A 21,164-nucleotide genomic window follows, 5' to 3' on the forward strand; every position below is an offset into this window, starting at 1 on the left:
CGAGACGAGCCTGTGGTTCGCGCGTGTGGGTAAATGCGTGTTCTTACTGCCTCACTGCCTCAAGATAGACAAGTACACACTCTGACCAGGGGAAACGAGTGAGGCAGCATCTGAGGCAGCGCTTGAGGCAGTACCTGTTACAGGGATGCCCTGCCTCCCCGCACCACCCTTCGATCATGACCAACCCGGCCGAAGGTCGGCCGTCATCAGCCAAGATTGGCGCTCGCGCAGCGAGCCGCCAGCGTGCGCACGATCTGCTGGCTCCTGCGACGTCATCCCGCGCGTCGTGTCCGGGCATCGTCCTACTCTGGATTCCATGCTGCGCCTCTCCTTCACCACTCGTGCCGTCGCTGATGCGATCGCCCACTACCGCGAGCTCCGGCAGCTCACCAGAGACGAGCTCTCCTACGTCCTCTCGAGCCGCGACCACGTGATCGATACCGAAGACCTCAGAGGCATCGAGCAGGGCCTGACCATCATCACCGTCGATGACCTGATGGCCATCGCTGCCGCTCTGGATGTGACGCCTGTAGACCTCCTGGCGCACATGCCGGCAGGACCTCCGGAGCCGGAGGCACCGCTTGGTACAGGGCTGCCGAACGACGTGTCGCAACCGGAGCTTCGAGCCTGGGTCAGCGGCCGGACGGGGATGGACGATGCATCAAGAGCGTTCTGGTGCGAGGACCAGGTCGATCGACTGCGCATTCTGTCGACGCACCTCGAGGAGCAGCTGGCCGGCGGCCAGACCGAGCTTGCAGAGCGCAAGTCGGCGCTGATGCAGGACGGGCGGGTGTCTGATGTCCTGGCCCTGCGCCGGCGCATCGAGACCACTCGCTACGCGCTCACCGACACCGACATCGCGCTGGCGCATGCCGAGCAGAGGCTGGGTGAACTTCGGGGGGTCGAAGACTGACCTGGCCTCAGGCGGCCAGGACCACGCTTGTCCACATTGCCCGACGGCAAGGAGATCGGTTCCGTTACGCTCCGACACATGAACTCTGACCTGCCGAAGTTCGTTCCGCTTGAGCACGTGATGGAAGAGCTGACCATCTCGAAGTCGCAGGCATACGCGCTGGTCCGGTCCGGCGATCTCCGGGCCATCCGCGTCGGTGGGCGAGGGCAGTGGCGCGTGGACCTGCGTGAACTTGAGGCATATATCGACCGCGCGTATGCGGCGGCGGCAGAACTGCTCACCTGAGGCCCAACGGCGCGACCAGCTGCGAGAGGATCTACGGCATGGAACCAGGCGAGTCGTGGGGATACCGAGCTCAGGGGGATAGACCCACTTGTCGAAGTGCGCGTTGAGCGCCTCGGCAGCCAGAAGCCGGCGCGAGTCTTCGTGGCCTTCGTTGATGACTCCTTCGAGGGCAAGGAGGAGTGGGTCCCGCCAGCTCGGTTGAAGGTTCTCTGGTCCGAAGCGGGGAAGTTCCAGGCGAGGGAAGAGCGCTGGGCGCGTGTGGCTGCGGTCGGACCCGGGCAGGAAGACCCTCGAAGCTACGCGGCCAGCGAGATCATCGACGAGCACCTCGCCGAAGAGCTCGGATCGATCAACTACCGCAGTGGCGGCTCGATCTCCATCGCGCAGCCTGAGGTCCTGGCATCGCAGCTGCACCTGACGGTGGAACAGCTGACGAAATACCCAGAGTCCTTCACGGAGGACGGCTACGTCGTCGCGCCGTGGCCGGCGACGGAATACGTTGCTCGAGCCCTCGCAGCGCAGCATGCCGAGCAGATCCTCCCGCGTGTCCAGAAGGAAGAACGGCAGGCGAAGTACGAGGCCATCCACGGGCGCGACTTCTCCATCGGCCGCGGCGAGACGCGACACATCAGTCCCCAGAGATCCCTGGAATCTGATCAGGAGTTCAGTGCACCGATCCGCGAGGTGCTGAGGTCCTGGTGCGGCGCAGACAGTGTCGGGCAGTTTGACGAACTCATCGCACTGCGCCAAGAGATCCATCGGGTCGGCGTTGTCGCGCAGAAAGCGATCGATGCGTTGAAAGCGCACGACCACAGGACGGTTGCCTCGCAGCTCCAGCGGGAGCTGGGTACGCCTGTGGAGATGCTCCGCGCGGATGCTCCAGAGAGCTGAGGCGCAGCCGCGAGCTCTTTACCCCTGGGGGATGCCCGGAGCTCATCCGTCGACCTCGAGAACATACCGTCCGCACATGATCTGCCTCCCTTGGCAATGTGGACTCGATCGTACTCATCGTTCGCTGGCGTAGTTCTCCCCGGGGCCGCCGCATTGATGCATCCGACGCAGCGAACCGGAATCGAAGTCGAGTCACCCCAGATCGAGGTCGCCCTCAAGCCACGCGTAGGTGCGCTGCTTGTCCGATGTCAGGTCCTCGTTGACCACTAAATCCAGGTGGGCGTCGAAAGTATCGTCGGTCAATGTCAGCTCCGGGAGGGATTGCTCGTCGGTGTCTTCAACCTCGTGTCCGTGGCCCCCGGTGACATAGAGCGAGGTGAAGAGCCGGCCGCCGCCGACGAGCTCATGGAGACGATGCTGCAGCTCAGATGCCCTGGACCTTATGGCCTCCCGTGCCAGTCCGGCTCCCGTCTCCGGCTCTTGCCTGTCGTAGACATCCTCACGCTCACAGTACCGGGCGAGCTCGATCGTCGTGATCTCCGGTCGCTCCTCACCCACCAGTTCGCCACTGGGCTCCTGATCCGCATCCCCACCTGCGACTATCTCTTGAAAGAGCTCGAAGAGGTGACCGAGGGCAGCGAGCGTGACGAGATGGGTCGGGTAGTCCGGGTCCTCGTCCGTCATCGCGGCCGGTACTTCGCCGGCGCGTGCGAGCACGGCCCATGCCCAGGGGATCCACCCGCGATCGTCCCGATAGTCGATGATGGAGTGGGTGAGCTCAAGGCATTCGGCGGGGATCGAGATCTCGGTCGTGGCTGTCGGTTGCATCGGGGTATCCCATCGTCGTCCGGTCTGAACGTCGTCAGCGTGTCATGGGCCACCGACATTCGTTCGGTGCTGTCAGTCCAGCGGTACCTTCGTCGCTCTAAACGCTGCAGGCCACCAGTTGATCGAGCGACCCACCGCTCACCCTGTGGGGACGTTCGCGATCCGGACGCACTCGGCTCGAAGCGCAGAGAGCTCGGGAATCGCTGCGGGGTTGCCTTGCAGGTTGAGAAGGGGGAGATGCGTCTTGATGAGGGCGGTCTCTTCTACCCGGTAAGCACCGGAGAACTCCACCCAGTTCACCAGCAGGTTCGCGTTGATCCATTCGATGATCGCTTGGCTGTCGTCCGGAGCGAATTGGTAGTTCTTCGTGTTGCCCTTGTCGACAAGGCTCCCTGCCCTAGGACGGTAGCCGAGCAGCGCTCCAAGGCTGCGGAAGAGTGTGCCGTGGCCTTGCGCACGGAGCTCCTGGCCGAGGAGACGGCGGTTCAGGCTCTGGCCCGCGACGCCGATGTAGAGCAGATCATGGCCGCGCAGCTCGCTGTGGCCCTTGAACGGCTCGGGAAGCGCGTCCCGGTCGCGCACGCGGATGGCATAGAGGCCGGGGCGAACGGGAACCTCCAGGTCGATAGTTCCAGCGGACCTGAACGCCGACGGCTCCAAGAGGGCTGCAGCAAGCCCGGGTGACTTGATAGGGGACTGGTCCGTTCCAGCCGCGGGCCGCGGCACCGGAGCGTCGGACAGAGGACTTGGCTCGGCTGGCACGACCTGTTCCCAGTCGCGCCAGCTGGCGAGGGCGATCGCCCCCGCTGCCTGGGCGAAGAGGTGCGGGTACTTCCGAGCCCGTGCGCGCACCTGATCCTGCTGGAGCGGTGAACCGTCGCGCTTCCGGTAGAGGTCGAGCGTCTTGATTTGCTCGGCGAGCTCGCTGGACTTCAGCGGTCGTCCCGCATCGACCAAGACCTTCTCCATTGCTTCGTGAAGCGTCATGGCTCATCCTTTCGCAGTGGCGACGTATTCGGGCTCGCCGCGGAGCTGCTCAAGACCGTCGGCCAAGGCTTGGCAAGCCACCGCTCACGGTGCGACCGCGAGCCGGGTAGATGGTCGTACGCGCCCTGAGGCGAGCAGGCTCCAACGGGGATGGCGTTCGAACTTTGCTTGCGAGCGCCCGTTCGTCACCGAGGACAGCCAGCACCTCGCGGGCCTTGAGCTCTAGGGAGTCATCGGGTCGTACGTACGACCGCGCCTGGGTCCGGTGGTCTTCCAGCGCGGCACGGACTTCCTGACGGAGCTTCTGCTTCGTTCCCAGATCCATGTACCGCGCTTGCAACTTGAGGTGGTCGAGCCCTGCATAGAGCCGCGGAATGGAGACCTTCCTCCTTGGCTCGGCCGGCTTCCCACGACGGAAAATCACCTCTGCTGGTGCCGGTGTCTTCCGAGCTCGCTCAGGTCGAGGTCGGGTTCGAGCGGAACGCTCGCGCACGGCCTTCGTGGCTAGTCGTTGGCGCTCGGCCTCCTTCTGCCGGCGCTCGTTCTCGATCCGCTCATTCTGAGCGATGAGCTCCAGCTCTTCACGTCGAGCGACCAGCACGTCGAGAAGTGCGTCTGCCCGTGCCACGATGTCGAGAATCTCGTGAGGAGTAAGGCGGTCGCCGTGCTCCTCGACGGCTCGCTCCAGGGCGTTCTTCAGAGTCGTGCGTGCCTGATCGACCCTGGACTTCTTCATGCGGGAGACGGCTCGAGCGAAAGACCGCGGATCGAGGCGCAGCATGCCTGGCAGCTTGTCCAGGTGGCTGGGTGGAGCTTCCCGGTCGTCGTTCGCACGGCTGATGCCGAGGAGAGCGCTGCGCACTTCGGCCGGGATGGAGTCGCCGACGCGACTCGCCATTGATCCGCCTTCGGTCTTCCTCAGGTTCATATGGCCATTCTGCATCGTCTATGTGACATTCGAGAGACCGTTATCCATTGAGCATCTGGAGCCCTCCTCTCGGGTCGTCGTCGCACGCGTGGGACGCCCACGACGTGTCTCTCGTGGCCTCGAGGGATTGATCGTGTCCAACGCCGGAAGCACGTCCCTCGCCCTGACATGCCTTGATCGCGTCAGAACTCCAAGGTGGCGATGGCCGGGGCAAGGACTACGCTTCCGAACGCCCCTGCGAGCCCGATGATCAGGTACGTCGCTCCAAGCGTCGTTCCGATGGCCGCGGTCATTCGGGGCCGGCCACGCAGCAGTAGCCCGATGATCCCGAGCGCCGTAGCGGCGGTCGCGATGATCGCGGGCGGGATCTCGCTGACCAGCAGCCAGGACCGGAAGGGAACGCCGTAGTAGGTGTGGAAGAACGGCATCGTCGGGGTGAGTGCCTCATTCGCCGCCGAGACCACGACCATCAGGACACCGACGCAGAGCGCTGCGACGCCGTAAGGGTTGCGCGAGCGCTGGTGGTCCACAGGGTGACTAATGTGCACTCCTCGCCTCGAGTTCGTGGAACTCTACTGGTCGCCGAGGTCCCGGACAGTGCGTTCTCTCAATCCGAGCTCTCGGCCAGCAGCTCGGCGTTCGTGCAAGCTGGCAACGTCCGGAGCGCACACGCTCGACAGCTCCATGACCGGTGACCACCGTTCCTTGCGCCATCACACCGGCACCAGGCCCATCCGATCATGTGGCGCGTCGAGCCACAGCTGCACGCGGGAGGCATTGGCTCGACCCAGCCCTGCGCAGTCCGGATCAGCCAGTCGTTCACGCGGGTTCCATCCAGCCGGGATCCTGGGACCCGTCGCCATCCTCGAGCATGCCGCGGATCGAGAAGTGGACTCGCTCTCCGTTGGGGGCCGTCCGGCACTCCAACTGTTCGTCTCCGCTTGTGAGCGAACCTCGGCTGATCTGGGCCGGGTCGTCGCTAGTCCTGGGTCTCAAAAGAGTCCACCTAATCGCCCGCCAAGAGCGATAACGAGTGCGATTAACAGGATGTTCTGCGCAACCCATCCGCTGCCGTGCCCAGGCGCACCGCAAGGGCCACTGTTCGTCACGGGCTTCTTGCAGTGGCCTCCCTTCTTGGTTCGCGCACCACACTGGGTCCGCCCAGAGCGGCTGTAGATAGCGATCTCCCCAATCAGTAGAAGGGTCAGCGCTAGCGCCATGAGAAGTGCCCATAACCGAAGTTCTGCCGGGACGATGCTGCCGAGAGCTGACCAAATGCCGTCAACTGCTTGCATGAGAATTTCCCCCAGTTCTGCTTCCTGTGCTTCCACGAGTGCCATCCCCTGAGTAGTCCTCACCTGAGCTGGATACGACTGTAGAAGGGCGGTGAGACAGACGAGTCCTGCAGGAACGGTCGCCGCATGGATCAAGAGGGGGAGGGAGATCGTCGACGAGTGTTACTGGGCCTGGCCAGAGTGCGGCGAGGACTGAAATTCGGGGTCAAGCACGTTCGACGGCTGTGGCTCCCGAACGGTCTGAAGGGTTGGCGGGAGTCAACTTGAACTGACCCGAAGAGCCGGGCAGTACTACTCCGATTTTCACTGGCCATGCCAAATCGAGTGCACTCCCGTTTCGTCATGTTTGCCGGGGAGAACGTATCGAGCAGATTCGTGGTCCCGACGGTGGCGAGCGCCATCGACCTGGTGGTCCACCTCGATATGTTCGCCGATGGTCGCCGTCGGGTGCGAGAGATCGTCGGGCTTAGCGGCCGAGTGGAGGACGAAACGATCGAGGTCTCAGATGTTTTCTCGCAGCGAGGGGATCGGCTCGTACGGGGAGATGGCCATCCACCCCATCCGGAGCGCTTCGCCCGGGCCGGATTCGACCTGACCTCGTTGCTGGGACGGGCGCTGGCGGCATGAGCGACGGAGCGTTTCTGGGTCTTGTCGCGGGTCTCGGGCTGCTCGCGATCTGGTGGTCGATGTGGGAGCAGGAGAGCAGCCCAGGGCGCCGCGGGGTCATCGCCCAAACAATGGATCGGCTTCGAGATGATCTGATCAAGGTCGGACTCGATACGGTCCCTACGGCCTCGGTGCCAGCGCTCAGTGCCGGCCTGGGGGTGGTGGTGGCAGCAGTCCTGTGGGCGATATCCGGTGCCGTGGTGCCGTCGCTGACCATCGGGTCGGTGGTCTCTGCGCTGCCTGTGCTCGTGCTGAGATCGGCGGCTCGTCGTCGCACCACAGCCATGCGGGAGGTCTGGCCGGAAGCAGTCGACCACATCAATTCCGCGGTACGCGCCGGATTGTCGCTCCCGGAAGCTCTCGTCCAGCTCAGCCGTAAAGGCCCTGAGGAGCTGCGCCCTTCTTTCGCGGAGTTCGCCCTGGACTACCAAGCCAGCGGTGATTTCGCGTCCTGTCTCGATCGGCTCAAGATCCGTCTTGCAGATCCCGTAGGGGACCGGATCGTGGAGGCACTGAGGATCACCCGGGATGTCGGTGGCACTGATCTCGGTGGGCTCCTCCGCACGCTGTCGGCCTTTCTCCGTGAAGACTCCCGTACGCGTGCTGAGCTGGAGGCCAGGCAGTCCTGGACCGTCAATGCGGCACGGCTCGCTCTAGGCGCGCCCTGGATCGTGCTGGGTCTGATGGCGACGCGGCCCGAGGCGGCGCAGGCCTACGACTCGGGGACGGGGCTCGTGGTGATCCTGGTCGGAGCAGTCGTCTCCCTCATTGCCTACCGGATCATGCTGCTGATCGCCCGGCTGCCCCAGGATGAGCGGGTGCTGCGATGAGCGGCTCCATCACCGCGCTCACGGGAGTCACTCTCGGAGCGCTATTCGGGGTGGGGATCACCCTCGTGGCCTGGCAGCTGCCCTGGTTGCGCTCACGGGATCTCGCCGCACGGGTCGATCCGTATCTGCGGCGTTCCCGGTCAGCATCACTGTTCGCTGGGCCACGCGCGGCCAGCCGAGCACGGGTGGTGCTGGAGAGGCTGCTGGGACCGGTCGCAGTGCGAGGGCTGAGTGTGCTTGAACGGCTCACCGGGGGCCCGGAACAGCTTGAACGCCGCTTGCGACTCGCAGGTCGGCGCACCTCGGCAGATTCCTTTCGCATCGAGCAAGTGATCTTCGGTGCGGCAGGGATGGTGATCGGAGTCGTCCTCGCAGTGCTGGCGATCGGGCTGCGGGGTACGAGTCCCTTGCTGGGCCTGGTGATCGTGGTGCTCGGTGTGCTCCTCGGAGTGCTGTTGCGCGACTATCTGCTGGGGGCGGAGATCAAGCATCGGGCCGCTCAGATGGCACGCGAGTTCCCGACTGTCGCGGATCTGCTGGCGCTGGCGGTTGCTGCGGGCGAGAGTCCGATCGCAGCCATGGAGAGGGTGGCTCGCACATCCTCCGGGGCGCTGCCCGACGAGTTCGCGGCGACCGTCGCTGATATCCGTGCCGGGACGAGTGTCTCCCAGGCGCTTGCCTCCCTGGGTGCTCGTACCCCTCTGGACTCGCTGGGCCGCTTCGGTGAAGGGGTCTCGATCGCCATCGAGCGCGGGACTCCGCTCGCCGAGGTGCTGCGGGCTCAGGCCCAGGATGCGCGCGAAGAGTCGAAGCGGGACCTCATGGAGACGGCCGGGAAGAGGGAGATCATGATGCTCGTTCCGGTCGTTTTCTTCGTGCTGCCGCTGGTCATCGTCTTCGCGATCTTCCCTGGCCTCGCCGTCCTGGAGATCAGCCTCTGAGCATTCCTTCCTTCTCACCCGCCGCGTCCGATCTGACCTGACCCCACCCGATCCACACTCCGGAGCCCGCTCCGTACCATCTGCCAAGGAGGCCGATATGACTATCCACCGCTCGACCCTTCATCGCACCCGCCGCGCCTCGCGACAGAGTCCGCAGTTGCCGGATCAAGCGCCCCGGAGATCTCTCCGCCGGCGGCTGCTGGCTCGTCTCAGCGCCGACCAGGGAGACGTCCCCGGATGGGTGCTGATCACGCTGATGACGGCTGGAATTGTGGTCGCGCTGTGGGCTGTGGCGTCGGACCAGATCGTGCAGATTTTCGAGAATGCGATGGCGCCGTTCCTCGGCGGCAGCCTCTGAGCCGACCAGCACCGCGAAAGTCATCCCCATGAGCAGCAGCGGAGCGAAGCCACGAGCGATGCGCGAGGCTACGGCACCACCTCGCCGACGTCAGTCCAGCTCGGCTCGACTGCGCCGCGTCGGGCGCAGGTTGCGCACAGAAGATGGGGCTGCAGTGGCGGAGTTCCCGATGGTCGCCGTCCTCATCATCATGATCGCCCTGCTGCTCATCCAGGCGGCATTGATCGTCCACACCCGGAACACCCTGGTCGATGCCGCGATCCAAGGGGCGCATCACGCCGCGCTGGTGGGCTCGACCCCGCAGGATGGGGCCGAGCGCGCCGAACGACTCATCGAGGAGCGTTTCGGCGACGGGCTCGAGGCAGAGGCGACAGCGAATCAGGAGGCCGACGGGACTATCCATGTCCGTGTCTCAGCCACCCTTCCGCTGGTCGGGCTGTTCGGGCCCGGAGGGTCGCTGTCGGTCGAAGGGCGAGCTCTGGATGAGGAATCGATATGAGGATCCCGCACCGGGTGTTGCGCCGGTTTGGAAGCCAGCCTGCGGGACAGGCTCTGGGCCCAGCACCCATCCGCGATGTGCTCGGCCGGGAGGAGGGCAATGCACTGGTCGAATTCGTGGTGCTCTCCGCGGCACTGCTGATCCCGACCCTCTACCTCGTGCTCACCCTCGGCAATGTCCAGGCCGCAGTCTTCGCGGCGGACACGATCTCCCGCGACGTGGCACGGATCCATGCCACTGACCCTGATCCTGAGCGGGCGACGCATCGTGCCGCTCGACACACCGAAATGATCCTGGAGGACCATGGCCTTCCCGCGACGGAAGTGGCGACGATCAGCTGCAGCGAGCAACCCTGTGCCTCTCCCGGGGGAACGGTGAGCGTGCAGGTGCGTATTCCGGTTCCGGTTCCGGGACTCGGGCCGATCCTGGGCGAGACGGGGCCGGTCACCGTCGGTGCCTCGCATGCAGTGCCTGTCGATCAGTACCGGGCAGGCAGCTGATGCGCCGCGACCTCGATGCTCTGCGGACGCGACTTGCCGATGCCCGCGGCTCGATGACGATCCTGACCACCGGAGTGCTGGTGGTGGTGCTCATGGTGATCGGAGTCGGCACCGCGATCACCGGGGTGCAGCTTGAGCGCAACGGCCTCCAGCATGCTGCGGACAGCGCCGCTCTGGCAGCCGCCCAGGCCGTCGACCCGGCACGGCTCTACACCGCCGGAGAGGGGGCCGCAATCCATCGCAGCTCCGCACGCGCCGCCGCCGAAGACCACCTCCGCGACTACCCGCACGAGACCACCAGCACCGAGGCTATTCAGCTCGCCGATATCTCCGTGGATGCGGACGGCACCGTCCACGTGGTCATCACCGCCCGGACTCACCCGCCCCTGGCAGGATGGTTCACGCGAGGGACAGGCACCGCCATCCCGCTGACCGTCGAAGGAGAGGCTCGCGCCAGATGACCAACACCCGCACCGTGCTGCTCGCCCCGGACAAATTCAAAGGAACCCTCAGCGCAGCCGAGGTGGTGGATGCGCTGCGTCGCGGAATCGCTGAGACAGCACCGCAGCTGCGGGTGCTCTCCTGTCCTATCGCCGACGGCGGAGACGGCACCGTCGATGCCGCGCTCGCCGCGGGAGCTGCCGAGCACACCACCGTCGTCACCGGACCCACGGGAGAGCCGCGCACCACCCGCTGGGCGCTCCGGGACGACGTCGCGGTGCTCGAACTGGCAGAGACCGTCGGTCTGCAGGCGCTGCCTGACGGCGAGCTCGCCCCGCATATCGCCTCCACCCGTGGCCTCGGCGAGCTGATCCTCGCCGCCATCATGGCCGGCGCGCGCACTGTTCTGGTCGGCCTCGGCGGAAGCTCGTCCACCGACGGCGGTGCCGGGCTGCTCCAGGGCCTGGGGGCACGACTCCTCCAGGCAGACCTCACTGACATCGGGCCCGGGCTCGCAGGGGTCAGGGCCCTTGCATCTGCGGACCTGACCCCAGCCCTCGAGGCCCTCGCTGGCGTCACCCTCGTCGCGGCGAACGACGTCACGAACCCGCTGCTCGGCCCCGACGGAGCGGCGGCCGTCTACGGACCCCAGAAGGGTCTTCGGGCCGAGGACGTCGAGCCAGCGGACACGGCGCTCGCCGCCGCGGCCCACGTCCTCGACGCTGCGAGCAATCATCGTGAGCAGCCAGGGGCTGGCGCCGCTGGAGGCACCGGCTTCGCGCTGTTCCTGCTGGGCGCGGTCCAGCGCTCTGGCGCCGATGCCGTCTTCGAACTGGTCGGCGTCGATGCGCTGCTCGACCAGGCGGACGTTGTCGTCACGGGCGAGGGGAAGCTCGATGCGCAGACCCTGCACGGCAAGGGTCCGGCCGAGGTCGCCCGTCGCGCCCGCGAGCGCGGGCTCAGCGTCGCCGCGGTGGCGGGTGCGATCACCCTCAGCTCGGAGCAGCTGCGGGACGTCGGCATTCTCAAGGCGTGGGATCTCACGTTGCTCGCTGGCTCGACCCAGCGCGCCCTCGAGCACGGCGACGAGCTGCTGACCGAGGTGGGGCGCGACCTCGGCGACTGGTTGGCCGAAGCAGGCGAGCGGACCTCGCCGCCCCGCGGCTGAGCACCCTCGGAGGCCGTGCCGTCGCCGTGCGTCAGGTTCCCTCTGCCGCGCATCGGGCAGTGTGTCCAGCCCCCTGCCGTAGACTCCGTCGTCGTGGCTTCCATCGACTTCTCCGTAGAGATCCCCCAGCTCCGCTCGACCCTGTCCTCCATCGAGCAGGTGATCGACGTCGACGCGCTCGACGTGAAGATCGCCGACCTCGAGCAGCAGGCGTCCGCGCAGGACCTGTGGGACGACGTCGACAACGCCCAGAAGGTCAGCTCCGCGCTCTCGCACGCGCAGGCTGAACGGCGCCGCATCAGCGAGCTCTCCTCCCGCATCGAGGATCTCGAGGTGATGGTCGAGCTCGCCGCCGAGGAAGACGACGCCGACACCCTCGTCGAGGCCGAGCACGAGCTGGTCAGCATCCACAAGAAGCTCGACGAGCTCGAGGTCCGCACCCTCCTCGCGGGCGAGTACGACGAGCGCGACGCGGTGATCACGATTCGGGCCGGCGCGGGCGGTATCGACGCGGCAGACTTCGCGGAGATGCTCCTGCGGATGTACCTGCGCTGGGCCGAGCGTCACGGCCACGGCTCCAAGGTCATGGACACCTCCTACGCGGAAGAAGCCGGGCTGAAGTCGGTCACCTTCCAGATCTCAGCGCCCTACGCCTACGGCACCCTCTCGGTCGAGGGCGGCACCCACCGCCTGGTGCGCATCAGCCCCTTCGACAACCAGGGCCGCCGCCAGACGTCCTTCGCCGCCGTCGAGGTGATCCCGCTGATCGAGACCACCGACGCTATCGAGATCCCCGAGAACGACCTCAAGGTCGATGTGTTCCGCTCCTCCGGCCCCGGCGGCCAGTCCGTGAACACCACGGACTCCGCCGTGCGCATGACCCACCTGCCCACCGGCACCGTGGTCTCCATGCAGGACGAGAAGTCGCAGATCCAGAACCGGGCCGCGGCGCTGCGCGTCATGCAGTCGCGCCTGCTGCTGCTCAAGAAGGCCGAGGAGGCCGCAGAGCGCAAGGAGCTCGCCGGCAATGTCAAGGCGAGCTGGGGCGACCAGATGCGCTCCTACGTGCTGAACCCGTACCAGATGGTCAAGGATCTGCGCACCGAATACCAGGAGGGCAACCCCTCCTCCGTGTTCGACGGCGAGATCGACGAGTTCATCGACTCGGGCATCCGCTGGCGGGCCGAGCAGAACAAGTCGGACGGCTGAGTGCTTGAGTGCTTGAGCTCGGGAGCAATTGAGCGCCTGTGCGTCCGTGCGTCGGAGCATCAGAGCCTCCGAACGAGCGAGCGAGCTTCACAGCGGTGATGCGTCGAAGCGATCGAGTGTCGCAGCGTGACCAGAGGCACCCACACTTGACCAGGTTTTGACCAGGATGCTGTCCGCACCTTCGTCGATTCCGGTCACCGCGCCCCTACGCTGGAAGAGTACGACTTCCCCCAGATGTGACAGGCACCAGTGATCCGCTTCGACGACGTCACCAAGACGTACATGCGTGGGCAGCACCCCGCTGTGGAGAATCTCGATATCGAATTCACCCGCGGGGAGTTCGTGTTCCTCGTGGGCGCTTCCGGTTCGGGCAAGTCCACCCTGATGCGCATGGTGCTCAAAGAGGTCACGCCGACCCGCGGCACCGTCTACGTCGCGGGCAAAGACCTCTCCCGCATCCCCTCGTGGAAGGTCCCCTCGCTGCGTCGTGACATCGGCATGGTGTTCCAGGACTTCCGCCTGCTGCCCTCGAAGACGGCCTACCAGAACATCGAATTCGCGCTCGCTGTGATCGGCACGCCCCGCAAGGTGGTGCGCCGCCTGGTGCCCGAGATGCTCGAGATGGTGGGCCTGGAGGACAAGGGCAAGCGAATGCCTCATGAGCTCTCCGGCGGCGAGCAGCAGCGCGTGGCGATCGCGCGGGCCTACGTCAACCGGCCCTCGATCCTGCTCGCCGACGAACCCACCGGCAACCTCGACCCCTCCACCGCCGAGGGGATCCTGGACCTCCTCACCGAGATCAACGAGCGCGGAACCACCGTGGTGATGGCTACCCACGACCGGACAGCCGTGGACCGGATGCAGCGTCGGGTGGTCGAGATGGTCGGCGGTCAAGTGGTGCGCGACGAGGAAGGCGGAGGGTACGAGACCCCTGCGCCGGTCAGCGTCATCTCGGGCAACCTTCCCGATGATTCGGCTTACCGCGAGGAACATCCGCTGGAGGACGCCGACCTGGTGGCCGACTGGGACGGAGCCCCGGAACAGCCCCGTGCGGCAGAGGATGCGCCAGAGCGTGACACCCCCGCGGAGCAGTCTCCGCCCGAGGACGTCCTCGAAGAAGATCTGATCGATGAGCGCGAGGCGCTGCGGGCTCAGGACGAAGACCTCTTCACCGAGGACGACGAGGAGGAACGTCGATGAGGGCGCGGTACATCCTCGGGGAGATCCTCACCGGACTGTGGCGGAACATCGCCATGGTCATCTCCGTCGTGATCGTCACCGCGGTGTCGCTGACCTTCGTCGGCACCGGCGCGCTGATGCAGAAGCAGATCATGGACATGAAGTCGACCCTGGTCGAACAGTCCCAGGTGACGATCTTCCTGTGCTCCCCCCACTCCACAGCTGCTTCGTGCGCTGGCGGCGCGGCGACCGATGCCCAGATCGATTCCGTGCGCGAGGCGCTCGAGGGAGACGTGCTCTCCCCGTACATCTCCTCGTACTCCGAGCGCTCCCAGGACGAAGCGCTCACGATCTACCAGGAGCAATTCGCGGGGGAGAGCTTCGTCTCGAACTTCACGGCTGCGGACATGCCGGTCTCCTTCCACATCACCCTCGAGAATGCGGATGATTCTGCGGCGGTGGTCGAGTTCTTCCAGGGACGGGACGGAGTGGACGAGGTCACCGACCTGCTAGGTGCCTTCGCGCCCTTCATCGACGTGCTGAACCAGTCCACGATGTTCGCGCTCGGACTCGCCGTGCTGATGCTGATCGCTGCGCTGCTGCTTGTCGCGACCACGATTCGGATGTCCGTGGCGGGACGCCGTCGGGAGATCGCGATCATGCGACTGGTCGGTGCCTCGAATCTCTTCATCCGCCTCCCGTTCCTGCTGGAAGGCGCAGTCGCAGCGATCATCGGCGGTCTCATCGCCTCCGGTATGCTCTGGATGGGATTGCACTACATCGTCCAAGGGTGGCTAGCGCCCACTCTCGGTGAGCAGCTCATCACGGTCGGCCCCGCCGATCTGGTGTGGGCCGCACCGCTCCTGATCATGATGGGAGCAGCGCTCTCGATCGCCTCGTCGGTGGTCTCCCTCAATCGTTACCTGAAGGTGTGAGCATGTCCCAGAGCATCCTGCGCCGCCCACTCAGCATGATTGCCGCAGCCCTGATGGTGCTGCCGATGCTCATGATGCCGATCTCCCCGGCCTCTGCTGAGGGCACCAAGGACGACAAGATCGCCGAGCGCTCCGACATCGATCAGCAGCTCGAAGACCTGCGGATCGAGCTGAACGACGTCAACACCGAGCTCGCCAACACCTACCTCGCGCTCGCCGAGACCGAGCTGCTGATCCCGCAGGCGCAGGAAGATCTCGAGGTGGCCCAGGCCGAACTCGTGGAGGCCCGCGAGGAAGATCGCATCATCGGGGAGCGTCTCACCTCCGCGCAGGAGGAAGAGCAGCGCCTCTCCGGGGAGGTCGAAGAAGGACAGGAAGAGGTGGACCGCAGCGGCGGTGAGCTCGCCACCGTGGCGCTGACCGCGTACAAGGGCGGCGGGCTGCCGAGCCCCTCCACCATCTACCTCGGTAACCAGTCCCCGCAGGATGCCGTGGACAGATCGATGAACTACCGGCTCACCATGGCCTCCCAGGGCACGCGGCTGGACACCCTCCGCACAGATCAGGTGGTCACAGAGAACTCCGCTGAGCGCCTCACCGCGGTGCGCGAAGAGATCAAGCAGCTCAAGATCGACGCTGAGAATGCCGTCCAGCGGACGGAGACCGCCGAGAGGGAGGCGACCGAGGCGAAGACCGACCTCGACGCGCTCTACGAGACGCAGAAGACCCAGCGGGACACCCTGGAAGAGCAGAAGACGAAGTACGAGGGCGACACCAGCACTCTGGAGTCCCGCAGCACCACCCTGGACGGTGAGATCGAGGAACTCGCCCGGCAGGAGCGGGAGAAGGAGGAGCAGGCCCGAAAGGAGCGGGAGAAGCAGAGCAGCGGCGGAAGCAGCAACGACAGCGGCGGAAGCTCCTCGAGCGGCTCGGCGGATACCGGCGGTGGCTGGATCTATCCCGTCAATGCCCGGCTGAACTCCAACTTCGGGTGGCGCGTCCACCCGATCTACGGCACCCGCAAGCTCCATGCCGGGGTCGACTTCCCCGTCGCCTGCGGAGTTCCGGTGGGAGCAACCCACTCCGGTCGCGTCATCGCCAGGACCTATAACAGCGGTGCCGGCAACAAGATCATCCTCAGCCACGGCATCCAAAACGGCCGCCTGGTCACCAGCTCCTACCACCACCTGCAGGGCTACGCCCAGCCGGTCGGAGCACAGGTATCGGCCGGGACCACCGTGGGCTACGTGGGCACTACCGGCTCCTCGACCGGCTGCCACCTCCACTTCGAGATCCACGAAGACGGCAACGCCGTCAACCCCAGCAAGTACCTCTGAGGCTCATCGCTCCATGAGGGTCGGGGCGAGCAGGGGCCGACGACGTCGGCCGCCCGCGAAAAGCATTCGCGACCGGTCATGACCACCGCGTAAGCTGTGGTGTCCGGTCGCGAGGTGCGGCTGGTCATGCACTGAATGCGACGAAAGGCAGGAGGGACCCCCGATGGCGGCGAAGAAGGCTGCGGCGAAGAAGGCCGCTGCGGAGGAAGGGCCCCCGAAGAAGCGCATCGCGTCGAACAAACGGGCCACCCACGACTATTACATCGACCAGACCTGGGAAGCGGGCATCGTCCTCACCGGAACCGAGGTGAAGTCGCTGCGCGACCGCGGCGCCTCCTTGATCGATGGCTACTGCTACATCGAGGGCGGCGAGGTGTGGATGGACAACGCCCACATCGCCCCCTACGTCAAGGGCACCTGGACCAATCACGCCGCTCGCCGCAAGCGCAAGCTCCTGCTCCACAAGGGGGAGATCGAGAAGCTCGCCAGCAAGTCCCGGGAGAAGGGCTTCACCATCGTGCCGATGGAGATGTACTTCCTGGGTTCCCATGCGAAGGTCGTCATCGGCCTGGGCCGCGGCAAGAAGGAATGGGACAAGCGTCAGACTCTGCGGGAGAAGCAGGACCTGCGCGAAGCTCAGCGGGCCATGCGTCAGCGCGAGATCGCCTGACATCGGGCGCTGCGCATCCTCAAGGCCGGATCAGGGCAGCTGCCGCTTCCGGTCCCTTCTCCGGGGCGCTGCGGTCAGAACTTCAGATCGCGTCGTTCGAGCCGAGCGACGGTCTGCCTGCTCGAGCTGATCACGCCCTCATCTGCGACGCCCAGGTGCTCGCGCATGTAGAGCGACCGCTGCGCATCCTCCAACGCACGATCCCACTGCCTCGCGGCAGCCCGGGAACGACCCTCCAGCTGCTCCGCCACAGCATGCTCGAATCGACACTTCGCCCGATGCTGGAACACGGCAGCCAGCGCTGACAGCGACGAGGGCGAGGTCGGATCTTCGAGACCGGTCTCCTCCGCAGCCAGATCCAGCTGCTCCTCAGCGGCGAGGAACGCACCCTGCCACTGCAGCACATGGGCATAGCGCGCCCTGCGCACGGCCCTCATCACCGGGGGGAGACCGCTGTCCTCGAGGGCGGCGCGGCCGGCGATCGCGGCTTCGTCGAGCCGCCCGAGCATCCTCAGATAGGCGACGGTGCGAGGGTCCTGAGGATGCAGCGCGCACCACTCGGCCAGCGCCTTCGGATCCGAGACCACCTCCCGCAGACTGTCATCATCGATCCGTACTTGGACACCCGCCGCTTCGAAGCTGCTCACCGCCCCATCATCGCGGCCGATGCCGCTCGCGGTCCAGGCCGAGGCGCTACGCCGTGAGCTGAGGGATATTCGCTTCAGAATCATGGCCGAGCGCTGTAGAGTGGGACCACGACGTACGGGGCGACCCGTCGTCAGTGGGTGTTTGACAACAGAAGAGTGAGTGCAAGGACGGCCCTGAGGGGCCGTTGATATCTGTGCTGCATACCCACGCTGGGGGCCGATCGGTTTCGACGGTAGTTGTCCAGCAAGGGGAAGCGGGCCGAGAAACCAGCGTCATCTCGTTAACGTTCTCTGGAAACCAATAAGTGCCGAACCTAAGCGCACTGACTTCGCTCTCGCTGCCTGATCAGCGTTAGCAGTCTGGAACCCCGGGCGTGCTTCTGACCCGGATCGTTCCATCATCTAAGAAGCCACTGCTGCCGACCCTCGTCATCGGGGAAGGATGAACACCTCAGAGTGACTGAGTCTGTCGACGTCGTGTCCGTGCGAACGTCGGGACTGAGAAAACGTCAATACGGACTGCGCCCGGAGAAGCCCTGGCTCCGCACTATCGGACGCGGGTTCGATTCCCGCCGGCTCCACCATTGCACTCACCACGAAAGGCCCCCTCACCTGCACTCACGTGCGGAGGAGGGGGCCTTTTCTGTTGCCGGAGTCAGCCGCCGTAGGTCAGGCCGTGCCCGAGCTGGTAGCGGTTGCCGTCGGCGTCGACGTACACATACGGACGCCCCTCCATGTGCTGCTCCTTGGCGAAGCCGGGGACATCGTTCGGAGACGCGCAGTGACCGTCCTGGTCGACCGCGATCGCGGCCGCGTCGATCGGGAAGGTGATCGGCAGCTTCCCGGTGGGGGAGAACTCGCCGAGGATCGCCTCGACCATGATCCCGTAATCGGTCTCGAAGCCCATCAGCAGGCTGTCCGCGAGCGGCTCGATGCCGTCGAGCAGCCAGGGGAACAGGGTGTTCAGGCCCACCACCATCGTGTCCACGTGCGTGCGGATGTCTCGGACCTTCTCGATGTCCACATGGGAGTGGTCATCGATGCCGAGATCGCCGATGCCCACGAACTCGAAGTACGAGCCGATGAACGGGCGCAGGAGCAGGATCGCCACGTCCGCGTCGTGGTAGTCGGTGGTGAAGGAGATCCCGGGATGAGCCTCGACGAGCCGGCGGCGCAGGGCGTCGAGCTCCTTGACGGTCAGGCGGGTCGCGAACAGCTCCACGTACACCCGCTTGCCGGCGAGCGACTCCGCCGTCAGCGGCAGCGTCCCGTCATGATTCTTGGCGAGGACCACGGACTTGCGGTGCGCGTCCTCGGCGGCGGCGCGGGCCTCGGCGTTCTGCACCACCCGGTCCGCCTCGTCGGGATCCACGTAGGGGTTCTCGAACAGGCCCAGGGCGAACAGCTCCTCGAGCAGCAGGGCGGCGGCGCCGTCGAGCCGTTCGGAGGTGAAGTGGCCCTTGACGTACGCCTCGCGCACGGAGGCCACATCATTGGTGTCGGCGAACATGTCGGTGCCGGCCATCACGGCCCGGCCCACCCGCTCGGGGGTGCTGAGGTCCTCGACTCCCCACGCCATCTTCGAGAGCACGCCGGAGTCGGAGTTGATGTAGCCGCGGTGCCCCATGGTGCGTAGCAGGCGCAGCACCTCGCCGTTGAACGCGAAGCCGACCTGCTCGAAGTCCGTCAGCCGCCCCTGCGGCGTCGAGGACTTCTCCTTCGAGGGGATCGAGTAGTACGGCATGATCGAGGAGGTTCCCGCGTCCAGTGCCGCCTGGAAGGGTGGCAGGTGGTAGTCCTCGAGCGAGCCCGGGGTGGGGTAGATGTTGAAGCTGCCCTCCGCGTAGTGCGGATCGGTGCCGTTCTCGCGAGGGCCGCCGCCGGGGAAGTGCTTGGTGGTCAGCGCGACGCCGTCGGCCTCGAGACCGTCTTCTCCCTGGAACCCGCGCACCAGCGCCCCGATCGCCTTGCTGACGAACTCGGGGTCCTCGCCGAGGGTGCCCTGCCCGCGGAACCAGCGCGGATCGGTGAACACATCGGCCATGTACATATAGCCTTTGCGCAGGCCTGAGGCACGCCACTCCGCGCGGGAGTGCGCGGCGAAGGACTCGATCACCTCGAGCGAATCAGTGGCGGCGAGGCCCAGGGTGCCCGGCCATTCGGTGAAGGGCTGGTCCTCGGGGTTGCCGCCCATCTTGAAGGCGCCGGCCTCGTTCTTCGAGTTCGCGGCGACGATGACCGGGATCCCCCAGCGAGACTCCTCCGCCACCTCGTTCATGGTGTTGATCCAGGTGGCGATGCGCCCGCCGGTGGGCTCCTCGCGCATGATGAAATGGCGGATGTTCAGCTCGGCGATCATCTGGGTGGTCCCCTCGAAGGGGATTCCGGCACTGGTGTGCGGATCGACCTTGATCGGCAGGTACTGCTCATCGAGCACGCCGTCGTGGCTGGTGAACTCCTTGTTGTGCTGGGAGATGCCCATCGGCCGGGAAGTGATGACCATTAGGCCGAGCTTCTCGTCCGGGGACATCCGCGAGACCAGGTCCGCGGCGCGCTCAGCGGGGCTCAGCCTCCAGTCCTCGAAGGGGGTGAGCTCGCCGTCGCCGTCGAGATCGCGGAACTGCAGCCCATCGACCTCGATGACCTGCTTGACCCTGCTCGAAAGTGGTACCTGCTGCGTCATCGCTGTCCTCCTGTGGTGATCAAAGATTCGAAACCCAGCGAGACGAGGTGCCGCCGGCTCATCGCGAGCGACTCCCAGATGTCTCGCCCGTAGGTCTGGTCCTGCTCGATGAGGAGATGCTGTGCGCCGGAGGCGATCCCCTGCTCGATGACCGGCTTCCAGTCCAGGGTGCCCGCGCCGACCTCGGCGTACTGCACGATGTCTCCGAGCCAGAAGCGGGAGAAGGTCTCGCCGTCCCCGGCCTCCCGGGCATCGAGGATCTCCGCTGGCGGCAGGGCGATCCGGTAGTCCTTGAGATGAACCAGGTCCAGCACCCCGTCGAAGGCACGCAAGGTGCGTTCGGGGTCCTGCCCGCCGCGCTGGACCCAATGGCAGTCGATCTCGAAGCGCAGATGGGGTGCCTGCTCACGCAACCGATCCAGGAGGGTCATGCCCTCCCTCTTTGCGAACTCGATGTGATGGTTGTGGTAGCTGAGGCTGATCCCGTGCTCGGCGAGGCGCTGAGCGTAGCTGTCGACCTCAGCGGCGAAATCATCGAACGCCTCCGCGGAGCGCAGCGCCGTCATCGGCATCATGCCGATCCGGATCATCTCGGTGCCCAGGCGCCGAGCGTGGTCCAAATGGAGGTCGAAATCGTCCGCGAGGCTGAGCTCGTCGCTGCCGGGCGGGACAGCGGTCTTGGCGGAGATCGCTGCGACCTCGATGCCGAGGCGATCGCGCGCGGCCTCCATACCGGCGACGTTCTCTTCGGTCATCGGGATCTGGGAGACCTCCACCACCTCGAAGCCGGTCTCCTTCACACGTTCCAGGACCGGGCCGATGCCCTGGTCACGGACATGGTTCTTGAGCATCATCAGTTGGATTCCGATACGGGCCACGGGGGACCTCCGGGTCGTTGCAGGGATGCGGCGGTCGACGGCGATGCCGGAAGGCCGCATGGTGCTCACGGTAGCCATCGATTCGTCCCACCTGTA

Annotated in this window: 22 protein-coding genes, 1 other RNA gene and 1 pseudogene; 17 read left to right on the top strand and 7 right to left on the bottom strand. The window is 65.8% G+C overall.

Features of this window, described 5'->3' with window-relative positions; translation table 11 throughout:
• Positions 1 to 316 precede the first annotated feature (316 nt).
• The 3 genes from ABD893_RS09345 (at position 317) to ABD893_RS09355 (ending at position 2,089) form a co-directional block, all read left to right on the top strand.
• Complete coding sequence (locus tag ABD893_RS09345) at positions 317 to 913, top strand: helix-turn-helix domain-containing protein (protein ID WP_345078809.1); 597 nt, start codon at positions 317 to 319, stop codon at positions 911 to 913.
• A gap of 78 nt (positions 914 to 991) precedes the next feature.
• A complete protein-coding gene (locus tag ABD893_RS09350) occupies positions 992 to 1,198 on the top strand; it encodes a helix-turn-helix transcriptional regulator (RefSeq protein WP_345078811.1) in 207 nt (68 codons plus the stop codon).
• Between the two features lie 96 nt (positions 1,199 to 1,294).
• Entirely contained in the window at positions 1,295 to 2,089 is a 795-nt protein-coding gene (locus ABD893_RS09355; RefSeq protein WP_345078814.1) for a hypothetical protein, read from the top strand.
• Positions 2,090 to 2,281: 192 nt separating this feature from the next.
• On the opposite strand, the gene ABD893_RS09360 is transcribed toward ABD893_RS09355, so the two are convergent.
• The 4 genes from ABD893_RS09360 to ABD893_RS09375 all read right to left on the bottom strand — a co-directional run bounded on the left by ABD893_RS09360 (position 2,282) and on the right by ABD893_RS09375 (position 5,362).
• The gene (locus ABD893_RS09360) at positions 2,282 to 2,773 is read right to left on the bottom strand and encodes a hypothetical protein (RefSeq protein WP_345078817.1); all 492 of its coding nucleotides are present in this window, start codon (positions 2,771 to 2,773) and stop codon (positions 2,282 to 2,284) included.
• Positions 2,774 to 3,055: 282 nt separating this feature from the next.
• Positions 3,056 to 3,904, bottom strand: coding sequence for a GIY-YIG nuclease family protein (locus tag ABD893_RS09365; protein WP_345078820.1), 849 nt, complete (start codon positions 3,902 to 3,904; stop codon positions 3,056 to 3,058).
• A 49-nt stretch (positions 3,905 to 3,953) separates the two neighbouring features.
• Positions 3,954 to 4,832: a hypothetical protein gene (locus tag ABD893_RS09370; RefSeq protein WP_345078823.1), complete on the bottom strand. Its 879-nt coding sequence runs from the start codon at positions 4,830 to 4,832 to the stop codon at positions 3,954 to 3,956.
• Between the two features lie 182 nt (positions 4,833 to 5,014).
• Positions 5,015 to 5,362 carry a hypothetical protein gene (locus ABD893_RS09375; protein ID WP_345078826.1) on the bottom strand — a complete coding sequence of 116 codons (348 nt, stop codon included), beginning with the start codon at positions 5,360 to 5,362 and terminating at the stop codon, positions 5,015 to 5,017.
• Between the two features lie 1,107 nt (positions 5,363 to 6,469).
• Here ABD893_RS09375 and ABD893_RS09380 point away from each other — a divergent pair.
• The 13 genes and pseudogenes from ABD893_RS09380 to smpB form a co-directional block, all read left to right on the top strand.
• Positions 6,470 to 6,754: pseudogene (locus ABD893_RS09380) on the top strand (CpaF family protein); the annotation flags it as partial.
• On the top strand, positions 6,751 to 7,623 hold the full coding sequence (locus tag ABD893_RS09385) for a type II secretion system F family protein (RefSeq protein ID WP_345078829.1): 873 nt from the start codon (positions 6,751 to 6,753) through the stop codon (positions 7,621 to 7,623). The pseudogene ABD893_RS09380 and the gene ABD893_RS09385, both read left to right, overlap by 4 nt.
• Positions 7,620 to 8,564 carry a type II secretion system F family protein gene (locus ABD893_RS09390; protein ID WP_345078832.1) on the top strand — a complete coding sequence of 315 codons (945 nt, stop codon included), beginning with the start codon at positions 7,620 to 7,622 and terminating at the stop codon, positions 8,562 to 8,564. Before ABD893_RS09385 ends, ABD893_RS09390 begins: the two co-directional genes overlap by 4 nt.
• Positions 8,565 to 8,661: 97 nt before the next feature.
• Positions 8,662 to 8,922: a hypothetical protein gene (locus tag ABD893_RS17090; protein ID WP_425548363.1), complete on the top strand. Its 261-nt coding sequence runs from the start codon at positions 8,662 to 8,664 to the stop codon at positions 8,920 to 8,922.
• Positions 8,923 to 8,980: 58 nt separating this feature from the next.
• Positions 8,981 to 9,421 carry a TadE/TadG family type IV pilus assembly protein gene (locus ABD893_RS09395; protein WP_345080751.1) on the top strand — a complete coding sequence of 147 codons (441 nt, stop codon included), beginning with the start codon at positions 8,981 to 8,983 and terminating at the stop codon, positions 9,419 to 9,421.
• A complete protein-coding gene (locus tag ABD893_RS09400) occupies positions 9,418 to 9,921 on the top strand; it encodes a hypothetical protein (RefSeq protein WP_345078835.1) in 504 nt (167 codons plus the stop codon). Before ABD893_RS09395 ends, ABD893_RS09400 begins: the two co-directional genes overlap by 4 nt.
• On the top strand, positions 9,921 to 10,382 hold the full coding sequence (locus ABD893_RS09405) for a pilus assembly protein TadG-related protein (protein WP_345078838.1): 462 nt from the start codon (positions 9,921 to 9,923) through the stop codon (positions 10,380 to 10,382). The genes ABD893_RS09400 and ABD893_RS09405 overlap by 1 nt, the downstream gene beginning before the upstream one ends.
• Positions 10,379 to 11,530, top strand: coding sequence for a glycerate kinase (locus ABD893_RS09410; RefSeq protein WP_345078841.1), 1,152 nt, complete (start codon positions 10,379 to 10,381; stop codon positions 11,528 to 11,530). Before ABD893_RS09405 ends, ABD893_RS09410 begins: the two co-directional genes overlap by 4 nt.
• Positions 11,531 to 11,623: 93 nt before the next feature.
• Positions 11,624 to 12,739, top strand: coding sequence for a peptide chain release factor 2 (prfB, locus tag ABD893_RS09415; RefSeq protein WP_345078844.1), 1,116 nt, complete (start codon positions 11,624 to 11,626; stop codon positions 12,737 to 12,739).
• 249 nt (positions 12,740 to 12,988) lie between these two features.
• Positions 12,989 to 13,939 carry a cell division ATP-binding protein FtsE gene (gene ftsE, locus ABD893_RS09420; protein ID WP_345078847.1) on the top strand — a complete coding sequence of 317 codons (951 nt, stop codon included), beginning with the start codon at positions 12,989 to 12,991 and terminating at the stop codon, positions 13,937 to 13,939.
• The gene (gene ftsX / locus ABD893_RS09425; protein ID WP_345078850.1) at positions 13,936 to 14,853 is read left to right on the top strand and encodes a permease-like cell division protein FtsX; all 918 of its coding nucleotides are present in this window, start codon (positions 13,936 to 13,938) and stop codon (positions 14,851 to 14,853) included. The genes ftsE and ftsX overlap by 4 nt, the downstream gene beginning before the upstream one ends.
• Before the next feature lie 2 nt (positions 14,854 to 14,855).
• Positions 14,856 to 16,190 (top strand): peptidoglycan DD-metalloendopeptidase family protein, encoded by a 1,335-nt coding sequence (locus tag ABD893_RS09430; protein WP_345078853.1) that lies wholly within the window; start codon positions 14,856 to 14,858, stop codon positions 16,188 to 16,190.
• 163 nt (positions 16,191 to 16,353) lie between these two features.
• Positions 16,354 to 16,860, top strand: a complete 507-nt coding sequence (gene smpB / locus ABD893_RS09435) for an SsrA-binding protein SmpB (RefSeq protein ID WP_345078856.1) — start codon at positions 16,354 to 16,356, stop codon at positions 16,858 to 16,860.
• 74 nt (positions 16,861 to 16,934) lie between these two features.
• Here the strand turns inward: smpB and ABD893_RS09440 are convergent, their stop codons facing one another.
• On the bottom strand, positions 16,935 to 17,507 hold the full coding sequence (locus ABD893_RS09440) for a hypothetical protein (protein ID WP_345078859.1): 573 nt from the start codon (positions 17,505 to 17,507) through the stop codon (positions 16,935 to 16,937).
• A gap of 213 nt (positions 17,508 to 17,720) precedes the next feature.
• On the opposite strand from ABD893_RS09440, the gene ssrA reads away from it, so the two are divergent.
• Positions 17,721 to 18,091: a transfer-messenger RNA gene (ssrA, locus tag ABD893_RS09445) on the top strand.
• 71 nt (positions 18,092 to 18,162) lie between these two features.
• Here the strand turns inward: ssrA and ABD893_RS09450 are convergent.
• Together ABD893_RS09450 and ABD893_RS09455 are read right to left on the bottom strand one after the other, a co-directional pair.
• Positions 18,163 to 20,190, bottom strand: coding sequence for a glycoside hydrolase family 3 N-terminal domain-containing protein (locus tag ABD893_RS09450; protein WP_345078862.1), 2,028 nt, complete (start codon positions 20,188 to 20,190; stop codon positions 18,163 to 18,165).
• Positions 20,187 to 21,068, bottom strand: a complete 882-nt coding sequence (locus ABD893_RS09455; protein ID WP_345078864.1) for a sugar phosphate isomerase/epimerase family protein — start codon at positions 21,066 to 21,068, stop codon at positions 20,187 to 20,189. Before ABD893_RS09455 ends, ABD893_RS09450 begins: the two co-directional genes overlap by 4 nt.
• Positions 21,069 to 21,164 lie beyond the last annotated feature (96 nt).

Origin of the sequence: Brachybacterium paraconglomeratum (assembly GCF_039541415.1) — a bacterium.
In the GTDB taxonomy this organism is placed as follows: domain Bacteria; phylum Actinomycetota; class Actinomycetes; order Actinomycetales; family Dermabacteraceae; genus Brachybacterium; species Brachybacterium paraconglomeratum_A.